Below are 12,531 nucleotides of genomic sequence, written 5' to 3' on the forward strand. Positions count from 1 at the left end.
AGATGAAGGTCATTAAAGTCCTGAACAACAGCCTGGTGCTGATCGAGGATGGCGAAGGTAAAGAAGCCATCGTGATGGGTAAAGGCATTGGTTTTAACAGCCATGTTGGTGACCTGATCCCGCGCGAGAAGGTCGAAAAGTTGTTTATGGTGCAGGAAAATCTGCCCGGCGCGGAGTATCTGAACGCCTTCGCCGCCATGCCGGAAGAGATTTTCCAGATGACCGCGCTGGTGATGCAGATGGCGCAGCAGGAACTGAGCCATCCGCTGCGTCCGCAAATCTTTTTTACCCTGACCGACCACCTGATGTTTGCAGTGGAGCGCAGCCGCAAAGGGATCATGCTGCAAAACCGCGTATTGTTTGAGGTACAACGTTTCTGGCCAGCCGAATTTAACCTCGCACAGCAGGTGGTCGCGCGACTCAACAGTCAGTTCCAGCTTGAATTGCCCCCCGAAGAGGCGGGCAACATCGCTTTTCATCTGGTAAATGGTCAGTCGGAGCACAGCGACACCAGCCAGACATTGCTGGCGATGCGCATGCTGAAAGATATCTTCAATATCATTCAGTACCACGCCTGGATCACTATCGACACCTCTTCGCTGAATTACTCACGCTTTTTGATCCATATGCAGTTCTTTATCCAGCGGATGTTCGCCGGGCAGCTTAACCACAGCCAGGGCAATGCGTTGCTGCCACAAATCATCCGCCAGCACCCGCGTATGCACCGCTGTGCGCTGGTGATTAATGATTATGTGAAGAAAATGCTGGAGGTTGAGATGACCGATGATGAGCTGCTGTGGCTGATCGTCCATCTGGTGAGGATTGCAGAGGCACCCGTAGATTAATTGAGAAGAACGGGATATTAAACAGTCATGTCGGAAATATTTTGATTCCCATATGACTCATTAACCGACTTAATGACTCATATAAAACCCATAGCGCTGTTAGCTCACCGATGTCTTCAATGCTATAATGCCTCTATATAAGCCATAAAGTATGTTAATGACCTTTAAGGAGGTCAAAATGCCTCGTTCTGTTCCAAGAGCCTACTCTCGCTATACACATGAAGCTTTGCGTTTACTGGCGGCAATGATCCGGTTAGAGCGTAAAAGCCAAAAGATGACGGAGTCAGAATTAGCTGAACGTGCAGGCATATCTCGCAGCATGTTGCAGCGCATCGAAAAAGCAGACCCAAAGTGTGAGCTTGGCGTAGTGTTTGAAGTTGCAGCGTTATTGGGCATACGATTATTTGATGTAGATGCTGATACGCAAAAGTTAAGGGATTACCGTAAACATGCTGAAGACAAATTGAGTCTGCTGCCACAACGGATACGTAAACAAACGAAGGAAACGTTTGATGATTTCTGAACGAGCATCACAACAAGCATTTGTATGGATTTGGCTGCCAGGAGAAACAGCTCCCGTTGTTGCAGGTCGCCTGAGTAGTGACGATCGAGGCAATCTGGTTTTTAACTACGGTAAAAGTTATCTCGAACGTATCAATGACCAACCTGCTGCAATGCCGATATATCAGCCTGAACTCCCTTTACAATCTGGTATTCTGCCACTATTACCGGGTCTTACGATGCCCTCGTCTATCCGTGATAGCGCGCCGGATGCATGGGGGCGTCGGGTCATCATTAACCGCAAACTTGGGATACGGGGCGCAGATACCGATACCGCTTTGCTTGATGAGCTGACTTATCTGCTTGAGTCAGGTTCAGATCGGATCGGTGCTTTGGACTTTCAGCAATCAGCGACGATATATGAACCCCGTTACGCTAAAAATGTTGAGATGGAGGAGTTGCTACGTTCGGCTGAGCGCGTAGAGCAAGGCGTTCCCCTTACTCCTGAACTGGATCAGGCATTATTCCACGGAAGCTCAATCGGCGGCGCACGTCCGAAAGCACTTGTAGAGGAACAAGGTAAAAAATACATCGCCAAATTTTCAGCCAGCAACGATCTCTACAGCGTGGTCAAAGCTGAATTTACCGCCATGAGACTTGCTACCCTTTGCGGCCTGAACTGCGCGCCAGTACGTATGACGCAAGCAGCGGGTAAAGATATTTTGCTCATTGAACGATTTGATCGGATTAAAACCGATGCTGGCTGGACACGAAGAGCGATGGTATCAGCTTTAACCCTCTTCGGTCTGGACGATATGATGGCGCGGTATGCCAGTTATGAGGAGTTCGCTCATCTCATCCGCCAGCGTTTTGAACATCCGAAAGAGACGCTTCGAGAACTCTTTGCACGCATATGCTTCAATATTTTGTGTGGTAACACCGACGATCATGCCCGAAATCATGCCGCCTTTTGGAATGGTACAAGGCTTTCACTCACACCGGCTTATGACGTCTGTCCACAAGGCCGTGCTGGAAATGAAGCCACACAAGCTATGCTAATTAACGGTAATAACCGTTTCAGTCAGCGTAGTGCATGCCTTGAAACCGCGCAGAATTTCCTGTTATCGAAGGAAGAGGCTTCCGAAATTTTTGAGGCTCAGGTGGAAATCATCAAATCCAGTTGGGATGATGTGTGTGATGAGGCTGGATTGTCAGAAGTTGATCGCCGTTTTTTCTGGAAACGACAGTTTTTAAATCCTTTTGTCTTTGAATAATAACTCACAAGGTATTCAGGATGATTTATCCGTGGATGAAAAACGCCAGCTACGGGCGTTAAACGAGGGTTGGTAATGGACAAGAAATTGTTTGGGCGTCTGAAAGAAAGTATGACGCAAATGAGTGAAATTATTGAAGGCACCCGCGAAGCTTCACGCGAACCTACTGGACCAGCCAAAGCGCTGTTACGTGCTATTGAGCGCGATCCACAACATGTCATCCCAGCTCTTTCCCCTAAATCCTGATTCCATGATGATTTCTGAGCACCTACCAATTCAGCAGGTGCTCAGTCTTAACCTACATCAACTCTCTTGCATCGACTTCAGCATATGGTCTGCCAGACGCAAACTCAGGGCTGCGCCGGTCAGTGTCGGGTTCATGCAGGATGCCGAAGGCATCACGCTGGTGCCCGCAATCCACATATTGGGGTGATCGTGGGTACGGCAGTTACTGTCCACCACCGAATTCTTCGGATCATCGCCCATAATGGTGGTGCCCATGATGTGCTGCCTGTCCTGATACTTGGTATCAATCGACAAAATTTCCGCGTTGAGCAGCTCGGCAAACTTGTGGAAATCCTTAATACCTTCATCCTTACCGGCATGCCAGTAATCGGTCACGCTGTAATAAATTTCCGGCAGTGGAATCCCAATCGCATCCTTTTTGGTTTTGCTCGGCGTCACGCGGTTTTCCGGCAGCGGCAGGGTCTCAAAATCGATGGCGAAGTTAAGTGAACGTGCCGACTGACGTCGAATCTCCGCGTCAAGTTTTGAACCCAGCACCCCTTTTGCGATCAGCGACGCGGCATAATCGGCGGTCGGCACCGTATTACGCACCTTGATTTTGTAGCTGGGGAAATCCTTGCGGAACGCGCCATCACGATTGTTCAGATAGACCAGCAGTTCGGTTGGACCCTGACCCGGCCACACATCTTCCGACATCATCACATTCATGCTGATGCCGGTGTGCCCCATCAAATTGCGCCCGACCTGGTCAGAAGAGTTAGCAATGCCGTTGGGGTACTTCTCTGACGTGGACATCAACAGCAGTTTTGGCGATTCAATACCGTAAGCCGCCAGCACAAAGTAGTTCGCCGTCAGATGATGTTCGGAGCCATCCGGCTTTTTATACCAGACGCCGGTGATCTTACCGTCATCCGCCGCTTCGATGTGGTACACCACCGCGTTATCGAGCAGCTTTGCGCCGAGACGCTCGGCTTCATCGATATGCATCGAGCCATCGTATTTGGCGGCAATCGGACAGACCGGGTTGCAATTGTTATTTCCGGCGCACATCGGGCGTTTGCCCCACGGCTTGGTCGCACGACCGTTCGGCTCCAGCACCGGGTTGTAGCCCCCTTTACCGAGCAGGTCGCTGAGGCGGTCAAACAGGTAACTGGTCGGCAGACCTGGCATCGGGAACGGGGTGGAGCGTGGCGGCCAGGCTTTTCCGCCCTGTCCACTCTCATCCTGACCATCCACACCGGAAACGCCCAGCTCATGCTCCGCTTTGCCATACCACGGCTCCAGCTCATCGTAACCAAACGGCCAGTCACGGCCCCGGCCATACAGGCTGTTGAGCTTGAAATCATTCGGGATCATGCGCCAAAGCGCAGAACCGAAGTGCCAGGTAGTGCCGCCGACCACGCGCAGGTATTTCGTCGGATACTTCACCGGCCCAACCTGTTGCAAATAATCACCGTAGGTCGAGGGGATATGCGGCGGGTTCGGATAGGGTGAACCCACGCCCTGTAATTTAATGTTAGTCAGTGACATTTTGAACGGTGAGTTACGGAAGCGCTCGACGATCTCCTGACGTGACACCCGCGGTCCTGCCTCAAGGATGATCACCGATTTACCGGCCTTCGCCATTTGGGTCGCGATCAGGCCACCCATCACTCCTGACCCGATGATGATCACATCAGCATCGACTTTTTGTGCACTCATGCGTGTTCTCCTGTTGTTGCCACCTGACCTTTTTGTGTCACTGCCCAATAGAACGGCCCGCCGCCGTAGGTCGGCACCACGAGGATATCTTTGGTGGGCAGGTACATCATGGCATCGGCATAGGCGATCAACTCCAGATCGCTGCCGCTACCCACTACGCCGGTGTACCAGGCAGAAATGAGGGTTTTGGCGGTTTGCCAGTCGCTGTTGTCCGCGGTGAAGGCAGCAAGAAAATCATCAACATGAGAAAAATTACGCTGTTGCAACAATGTCTTCAGACTACTGAGCTTCTGACTGAACTGCGCATCATGACGCGTCAGCGCGTCGTAATAGCGTTGCCCCAGCAACGGACCGCACGGACGGCTGACGAGAAATTGCGACACCTGAAGAAACCCCGAGTCAGCCAACTGATCTGCCGCCAGCGCTCGCGCCGGAAACAGTGAATTGCACATCGCGCCGAGAGACAGGATGCCCATCCCTTGCAGCAGTCGGCGACGGGAGATGGCGGTAGAGTTGTTATGCGCCATGTTTTTTCCCCCTGCGCGAAAGTGAAACTAACAGCACCAGCAGAATAATCACCACGATGGCTGCACCGCCCCAGACTGCGGGCTGGGCCAGACGCGCAATCAATGGTCGTTCACCACCTTCACGCACGGTTTTCACCTGATCGGCCGTCACGTTCAGCTCGGCGTTGCCAAAGTTTTTCAACACGTAGTTGCTGACATCCGCGATTTGCTGATCGGTAAGACGATCGGTAAACAGCGCATCCGGGCCGAAACCTGGCATATCAATATCTTTGCCGTCGACCTGGCGATGAACCCCATAAACGATAGTGGCGATCAAATTGTCAGCCTGAGCGGCACCGGTGGTGGTGTTGTGGAACAGCGAGGGATAGATAGTGTTGCCGGAACCATCCGCCTGATGGCAATTGGCGCAGGTGCTGCTGTAGACTTTCCAGCCCGCATCCGGATCTTTCACGGCGCGTTGCAGTGCTTCACTGGTTGCCGGTTGGCCGATATTATCGCGCGCCTGACTGACCGGCTGACTCATCGCCGGAACCTGACGCAGATAAGCCACCATCGCCTGGATATCATCATCAGACAGATATTGCAGGCTGTGTTCAACCGCTTCGGCCATCGGGCCTGCGGCCTGAGCTTTGCCCGCCACATGACCGGTTTTCAGGTACTGCGCGATCTCAGCATCGCTCCAGTTACCAATACCGGCTTGTTTATCCGGCGTGATATTCGGCGCATACCAGCTACCGAGACTGCCGCCACTTAAGGCCTGATCGTTATTTTGTCCCATCAACGCATTACGTGGCGTATGGCAGGTATCGCAGTGCGCCAGCGCATTCACCAGGTAATCACCGCGATTAATTTCAGCGGATTTATCGGCAGCAGGCGTAAAAGGTTTGGCATCCGCGAATAACATATTCCAGAAGAACATGCTTGAACGGATATTAAACGGGAATGGCAAATTTGTTGGTGCCGGTACATTATCGTTAGCTTTCACGCCGTGCATAAAATACGCGTACAAGGCATGAATATCGCTATCGGTAATTTTCGCATACGAGGTGTAGGGCATCGCCGGATAAAGATGCTGCCCCTGTTTATTAATCCCCTCTCTGACGGCTCTGGCAAAATCCTGTTCGGTATAATCGCCAATTCCCGCTGTTTTCGATGGGGTGATATTGCTGGAAACGATATTTCCGAGTGGCGAAGAGATAATATACCCCCCCGACATTGCTGCACCGTGATCAGGTGCGGTATGGCAGGCCCCACAGTCTGCTGCAATAGCCAGATACTTGCCTTTCGCAATAAGCGATGCAGAGTCGGTCGCATTTTCAGCATGGGCTGAAAATGTCGCAGACATCAGAATGCTCAACGCGAAAGGCAGACAACTCTGTCTCACCTTTCTTGCCTTCATGGTAATTGCTTCCGGTAAATAATTATTAGTGTTATTAAAATAAGAAATGCACATCTGTAGCAATGCCACAGATGCGCAAGGTTAACAGATTGTAAATCTATACAAAATACAAACGGTGCTATAACAGTTCGTAATCATTGAAAACAATATTTTCACCACTGGCCGCCGTGATATCAACTTTGCCAGGTTCGGTCAAAAACGCATCGCCGGGATGAACCCACACTTCTTTTACCCGGTTTACATGGGTAGGGTCGGCTAACAACACCCGCCCTTCTGTGAAGAACACCCGCACTCCCGGCCCATGCTGGGTATATTCGCCGGTGCTTTCACCCGGTTTAAGGGTCACTTTCCAGCCTTTTACGGTTTTCTTATCCAGCACCTGCTGGAAGGCCTCGTTTGACGGGCGGGTGGCGCCGCCAAAATGTTGCGGCCCCGGAATATTGATTTCAAACGCCACCTGATGATTAACGTTATTGCCGGTGTTGGTGACTTTATCGGTATCAGATTTCCCCTGATGTTCCCCGAACTTCACATTGCCGGTTTTCATTTCGGTGTTGTTGGCTGGTTTGTCCGGATATTCGATTTTCACCGGGCTGCCTTCAATATGAGTATTAACGTAATCCAGATGTTGTTCGTGATACAGCGTGGAATGTCCGGGCTGGATCAGCACCCGCATCACTGTGACATACTTATTTTCCAGAATAACGTGATGCAGCGGTTCCAGATCCGTTGCCACCACTTTTTCCGCCGCACTGGCTTGCACACTACCAGCCACAATCGCAGAGGATAATAAGGCGTTCAGCAACGCATGACGAATTTTAGGCATGACAACTCCTTATTTAACGCATAAATATCATTCAAATTCAGGCTGAATGAATAATGTAACATGATGATGGTGATTGATATTTACTCAACAATGGTGACCCAATTTGCACCTTTCCCGGTTGGTACGCGTTCAATTAATGAAAGCTTGCCGGTATTTTGGTCAATTGCATACAACGCCACCTGGGTTGATTTTTGCCCTGACTCGATCAAATAACGACCCGAATTATCAATAGCAAAACCGCGTGGTTGGGTTTCGGTTTTGGTGCTGTTAATTAACGTCAGTCGCCCATCAACCGGAGAAACACGAAAAGCCGTGATATTGCTGCTGGTGCGTTCGGTGGAATAGAGAAAACGACCGTTCGGGGTGATATGAATGTCCGCCTGCCACAAACGCGGCTTGGCTGACTTCGGTAAATCATCATCACCGGTCAGTGGACGCGCCTCACCACGTTGCATATTGCTGGCAATGGCCGGATCGAGCGATGGCGTCGCTTCATGTTCGGTCATGGTACCGTCCTGATTTAGCGTCAGACGCGAGATATTGCCGGCCATCTCAGTCAGCAAATACATGTTTTGCGCGCCTTGCTCATCGCGTTGCGGCGCGAAGACAAAATGGCGAGGACCGGTAGCCGCTTCACGCTGAATATTCACAAAAGACGGGGTATTGGGCGTCACCTTGCCGCTGTGGCTGTCGAAGCGGTATTGCAATAATTGATCAGCACCGAGTAACGGAACAAACAGGAACTGGTTGCCGGGATCGGTTTGAATCGAATGCGCCCGCTTACCGGTATGCACCACCTGTACCGGTGCGCTTTCCACTTTGCCGTCGCTGGCGATGCGATTGACGCTGAACAGATCACCACCATAGGAAGAGGAGAGCAGAAAACGGCCGCTCTTATCCAGCGCCAGATACGCCATCGCTTCCGGCAATGGTGTATCCGCAAAGTGACTCAGGGTGCCATCCGCCTGAATATGCCAGGCCGAGACGTGATAAGGCTGGCTGCGTACCGACACGTAAAGCGTTTTTTTATCGCTGGAAACGGCCATTGGCATGCTTTTCAAACCGGTGGGATATTCCCCAAGCGGCTTAAGTTGACGCTGTGCTTTATCCAGCGTATAGGCGGTCACTGTCCCGCTGTCGCCATTCGAAACATACACATACGCCTTTTCCTGTGCCATCACAGTGGAAGCAAATAACATCATTCCTGCGGCCATGATTCTCTTTTTCATTTTTTATCGTCACTTTTGTAGGGTTCAGAGATTGAGTTACCAACGGGTGTTGAAATGCTCGCACAGTTCCAGCACCGCCTGTTCCGGTAAGGCCGTTGGCTTCGTTGTGCAGTTCAGCCATAAACGCGCGGTTTCCTCCAACTCCTCCAATGCGAAGCTGGCCGTTGAGACCGATGTGCCCCATATCACCGGCCCCAGACGTTCCAGCATCACGCCGCGCACCTCGTTAGCCAAACCGGCAACCTGCTCAGCCACCTCGGCATGGCCTGGACGGCGATAGTCGATCAGCGGGATACGGCCAACTTTCATCACCTGGTACGGCGTCAACGGCGGCAGAATGCTGTCGCGCTGCCAGACCCCCGCCAGCGTCAGTTGCACCAAATGGGTTGAATGGGTATGTACTACGCCGTGCGCATCGGGATTGCGGTCATAAATCTGGCGATGCAGCATCAACGTTTTCGAGGGCTTATCACCGGAAACCCACTCGCCGTCGCGGTTAACTTTGGCGATACGCGCCGGCTCCAGATGGCCTAAACAGGCATCCGTCGGCGTGATCAACCAGCCATCTTCCAGGCGAGCGCTGATATTGCCTGCGGTGCCGGTGGTGTAGCCGCGGGTAAACAGATCTTCCCCTACCCGGCATATCTCTTCGCGTAACGACTGTTCATTTTGCATAGTTTTTTCTCCTCACTCGCTCGCCGTGGCAACGACAGGCGATTCACTTTGGGTGTTGATGGGAAGGGGTTCCAGTTTGCCAAGCACAAACATAAAGGTCAGCGCGCCCAGTACGCAGATACCGCCGGCCACCAGTAACGGCACAACAAACGAGCCGTGGCTCAGGGTAAGCATCACGCCGGTAAACGAGGCGGTGACAATCCCGGCGAGATTACCGGCGAAGTTCTGAATACCGCCGAGGGTAGCGACATAGTTGCTGGCGGGTGCCACGTCTGCTGGCAACGTCCAGATGTTGGCGGCGGTAAAGGCCAGGCCCGCATAAGTAATGGAGAACAGCGTCAGGATCACGGTGATGCTGTCGGTAAATGCAGCGAATGCGATCACACTGGAAAGCAGCATCCCGGTGATCAGGCAGGTTTTGCGCGCCGCCGTCAGACTAAACCCCTTACGGTACAGCGCATCAGATACCACCCCGCCCAGTAAGCTGCCGGGGATCCCCATCAGCGCCGGAATGGCCCCCAAGGTACCCAGCTCTTTCAGCGAGAAGCCATGCGCCATGGTCAGATAGGTCGGGAACCAGGTGACAAAGAAATAGGTGGCGAAGTTCATGCAGAAGAAGCCAATCATCATGCCCCACACATTGCGATGGCGGAACAGCGACCACATCTCGATCTTGCCGTTGTTCTGCGTCGCAGGCACGGCGCGATCTTCCAGCAAATTCTGCCGTTCAGTTTCGTCCAGCCCTTTCATCTCTTCCGGCTCGCGATAAAACAGCAACCAGATAGCCACCCAAACCAAACCTAACGCCCCGGTCACCACGAAAGAGGTTTCCCAGTCCCAGGTACTGATTAACCACGCCACCAGTGGCAGCGCGATCGCGCTGCCGGCGCGCGGGCCAGCATCAAAGATGCCGCTGGCGGTGGCGCGTTGCTTTTTGGCAAACCAGCTGTAGACCACTTTGACACAACCCGGGTTTCCCCCCGCTTCACCGATGCCTAATGCCAGGCGAGCGGCAAAAATCGAGGCAAAGCCTTTGCCAAACGCGGTGAATACGGTAAACAGCGACCACCAACCCACGGCCAGCGCCAGTCCGGCGCGCGCCCCCAGGCGGTCAATCAGGCGACCGGCCGGGATCTGCATCAGGGCGTAGGTCCAGAAGAAAGCGCCGAGGATCAGCCCCATGCTGGTGTCGTCGATGCCCAGGTCGGCTTTGATATGCGGAGCAGCGATCGCCAGGTTAATACGATCGATGTAATTGATAGCGATGGCGAAAAAGCAGAACACGATCATCAGCCAGCGAATTCGTGGATATCTGCGCATGGTGAATTCCTTTATGATTTATTTATGGGTTACAGGAGGTTTAGCCGCATCACGCGTGCAGCCGCCGCCGGTGTCGTTAAAAATCGGGGACAGACATCATGAAACTGTTAAAAAAACGTGAGCAGGCATCCCCGACCTGATAACATGATGTAAAAAGTAAGCGATTACAAAATACAGTCAAGCCAAAAGTAAGCGCTTTCAAAATTGATGGTGAGTTGTCTGCGAATTTTGTGGACAAGCTCACTCTTTCAGCAGGAGTGACTTGATGAGTGAAAAACAAAATGGATCCGGCCGCGTATCACTGGAAGATGTTGCCCGCCTTTCTGGCGTGTCAACGGCCACTGTTTCTCGCGTGTTGAACGGCAGCACTACCGTTAAAGCGGCGCGCCGCGCCGCGGTGGAAAAAGCCTGTGAAGAGCTCGGCTATGTGATTAACCGCGCAGCGCGCACCCTCGCCTCGCGACGCAGCATGACCATTGGTGCCGTGGTGCCAACATTAGCGACGGAAACCTTCTCCCGCGCGCTGGCGGCGTTTCAGCAGTTAATCCATGACGCGGGTTATACGTTGTTGCTGGCGAACTCCAATTTCGACCCGGACACCGAGTTGAAAGAGGTGAACAAGCTGATTGAATACGGCATCGACGGCCTGATGCTGGTGGGCAACACCCACCATCCACGCCTGTGGGAGCGCATCAGTCAGCAAGAAATTGCCTGTATCCAGACCTTCTCCCATGACAGCGAGAAGCCCTGCGTCGGCTATGACAGCGAAGGTGCAGCAGAAACCATTGCCAGACATTTGCTGGAACTGGGGCATCAGCGATTTGCGGTGATTGTCGGTACGCCGCCGTCAAACGATCGTGTTTCGGATCGCCTGAAGGGGACACGACGAGCGCTACAACAGCAGGGGCTGACATTGGCGGATAGCCATCTTGTCGATAACGCTTTCACCATGAACGACGCACGCAAAGCGGTGTTCCGCCTGCTGGACGGGCCGGAGCCGCCCACTGCCATCATTTGTGGTAACGATTTGCTGGCATTCGGTGCCATGCGCGCCGCCAGCGAGCGTTATCTGCGCATTCCCGGCGACATCTCCATCGTCGGTTTCAATGACTATGAGTATGCCGAGCACCTGGAACATCCACTGACCACCATGCGCGTAGATCTGGCGTCAATTGGTGAACATGCCGCGCATTATCTGCTGAATACGCTCAATAACCTGCCTGCCCCGCAACACACGCTGATTAAGACTGAATTGATTGTTCGGGGCAGCAGCGGTTCTGTGCCCCGTCAGGAACGCTAATCGCGGCGTTGCATACCAAACTGGTTGAAGATGTCTGTCACCGCAGACGTTTTCAGCCAGGCCAGAAAGGCACTGGCCCGTTCTGGCTGTTGCGCACACGTCAGCATCGCCGCCGACAGCGAGATCGGTTGCTGTGCTTCTGCCGGCAGCGGACCCACCACGTCAATCCCTTCCACCATCAGCAGTTCGCTGATTTGTTGCACCGCGAGATCTGCGTTGCCGTTAACCAGTTGCTCAGCGGTAAACCCGGCCGGGATCACCGTACCGCGCGCACGTAGCGGCTCATCGATATTGAGTTGCTTTAACAACCGCGAGAACCAGACGCCGCTGGCCCCCGCTTCCGACCAGGCCACAGAACGCGCCGCCAGCAGGCTGGCAATCAGTCGGTCAAGGTTGCTGATATCCGGCGCTACGGCACCGGCCAACACCGCCACACCAATCGGAGAGTCGACCACTTCAATGCGGCTGCTGCCATCGGCAATCCCTTTGTCAATCAGGCGATCGACGGTGTCCACCGTGGCGATCACCACATCCGCCTCCGCCCCCTGGTTCAGCTGTTGCTCGATAACGGTACTGGGATGCCAGCGTATTGCCAGCGGCGTATCCGGGTGTGCCGACTGCCAAACATCAATCAGGGTGTTGAACGGTGCGCTCAGGGCGAGCGCGCTATAAATATGTAACGTCATTA

The 12,531-nt window shown here is 53.1% G+C and carries 13 protein-coding genes; 5 read left to right on the forward strand and 8 right to left on the reverse strand.

The genetic code is table 11. From position 1 onward, the window contains the following. Nucleotides 1–2 precede the first annotated feature (2 nt). The 4 genes from AC6I8N_RS24270 to AC6I8N_RS24285 all read left to right on the forward strand — a co-directional run bounded on the left by AC6I8N_RS24270 (nt 3) and on the right by AC6I8N_RS24285 (nt 2,866). Nucleotides 3–845 carry a PRD domain-containing protein gene (locus AC6I8N_RS24270; protein ID WP_497831213.1) on the forward strand — a complete coding sequence of 281 codons (843 nt, stop codon included), beginning with the start codon at nt 3–5 and terminating at the stop codon, nt 843–845. Between the two features lie 178 nt (nt 846–1,023). Beyond that, the gene (locus AC6I8N_RS24275) at nt 1,024–1,368 is read left to right on the forward strand and encodes a helix-turn-helix transcriptional regulator (RefSeq protein ID WP_497831214.1); all 345 of its coding nucleotides are present in this window, start codon (nt 1,024–1,026) and stop codon (nt 1,366–1,368) included. After that, nucleotides 1,358–2,620: a type II toxin-antitoxin system HipA family toxin gene (locus AC6I8N_RS24280; RefSeq protein WP_497831215.1), complete on the forward strand. Its 1,263-nt coding sequence runs from the start codon at nt 1,358–1,360 to the stop codon at nt 2,618–2,620. The genes AC6I8N_RS24275 and AC6I8N_RS24280 overlap by 11 nt, the downstream gene beginning before the upstream one ends. 75 nt (nt 2,621–2,695) lie before the next feature. Then, the gene (locus AC6I8N_RS24285; RefSeq protein WP_497831216.1) at nt 2,696–2,866 is read left to right on the forward strand and encodes a hypothetical protein; all 171 of its coding nucleotides are present in this window, start codon (nt 2,696–2,698) and stop codon (nt 2,864–2,866) included. A 57-nt stretch (nt 2,867–2,923) separates the two neighbouring features. Here the strand turns inward: AC6I8N_RS24285 and AC6I8N_RS24290 are convergent, their stop codons facing one another. From AC6I8N_RS24290 to AC6I8N_RS24320, 7 genes are all read right to left on the reverse strand, one after another. Next, nucleotides 2,924–4,567: a GMC family oxidoreductase gene (locus AC6I8N_RS24290; RefSeq protein ID WP_497831217.1), complete on the reverse strand. Its 1,644-nt coding sequence runs from the start codon at nt 4,565–4,567 to the stop codon at nt 2,924–2,926. Further along, nucleotides 4,564–5,094: a sugar dehydrogenase complex small subunit gene (locus AC6I8N_RS24295; RefSeq protein ID WP_497831218.1), complete on the reverse strand. Its 531-nt coding sequence runs from the start codon at nt 5,092–5,094 to the stop codon at nt 4,564–4,566. The genes AC6I8N_RS24290 and AC6I8N_RS24295 overlap by 4 nt, the downstream gene beginning before the upstream one ends. Further along, on the reverse strand, nt 5,084–6,493 hold the full coding sequence (locus tag AC6I8N_RS24300) for a c-type cytochrome (protein ID WP_497831219.1): 1,410 nt from the start codon (nt 6,491–6,493) through the stop codon (nt 5,084–5,086). The genes AC6I8N_RS24295 and AC6I8N_RS24300 overlap by 11 nt, the downstream gene beginning before the upstream one ends. Before the next feature lie 118 nt (nt 6,494–6,611). Next, complete coding sequence (locus tag AC6I8N_RS24305) at nt 6,612–7,319, reverse strand: hypothetical protein (RefSeq protein ID WP_021185556.1); 708 nt, start codon at nt 7,317–7,319, stop codon at nt 6,612–6,614. Between the two features lie 80 nt (nt 7,320–7,399). Continuing rightward, nucleotides 7,400–8,548: a lactonase family protein gene (locus AC6I8N_RS24310; protein ID WP_497831220.1), complete on the reverse strand. Its 1,149-nt coding sequence runs from the start codon at nt 8,546–8,548 to the stop codon at nt 7,400–7,402. Nucleotides 8,549–8,584: 36 nt separating this feature from the next. Next, nucleotides 8,585–9,223 carry a 3-oxo-tetronate 4-phosphate decarboxylase gene (gene otnC, locus AC6I8N_RS24315; protein WP_497831221.1) on the reverse strand — a complete coding sequence of 213 codons (639 nt, stop codon included), beginning with the start codon at nt 9,221–9,223 and terminating at the stop codon, nt 8,585–8,587. A 12-nt stretch (nt 9,224–9,235) separates the two neighbouring features. Beyond that, nucleotides 9,236–10,543 carry an MFS transporter gene (locus tag AC6I8N_RS24320; RefSeq protein WP_021185559.1) on the reverse strand — a complete coding sequence of 436 codons (1,308 nt, stop codon included), beginning with the start codon at nt 10,541–10,543 and terminating at the stop codon, nt 9,236–9,238. A 265-nt stretch (nt 10,544–10,808) separates the two neighbouring features. Here AC6I8N_RS24320 and AC6I8N_RS24325 point away from each other — a divergent pair, with 265 nt between their 5' ends. Continuing rightward, nucleotides 10,809–11,843 (forward strand): LacI family DNA-binding transcriptional regulator, encoded by a 1,035-nt coding sequence (locus AC6I8N_RS24325; protein WP_021185561.1) that lies wholly within the window; start codon nt 10,809–10,811, stop codon nt 11,841–11,843. Here the strand turns inward: AC6I8N_RS24325 and AC6I8N_RS24330 are convergent. Continuing rightward, nucleotides 11,840–12,529, reverse strand: a complete 690-nt coding sequence (locus AC6I8N_RS24330; protein WP_497831222.1) for a molybdate ABC transporter substrate-binding protein — start codon at nt 12,527–12,529, stop codon at nt 11,840–11,842. The genes AC6I8N_RS24325 and AC6I8N_RS24330 overlap by 4 nt on opposite strands. Nucleotides 12,530–12,531: the final 2 nt, after the last annotated feature.

The organism is Pantoea sp. X-Soil-TKNS-1279 (genome assembly GCF_059730565.1).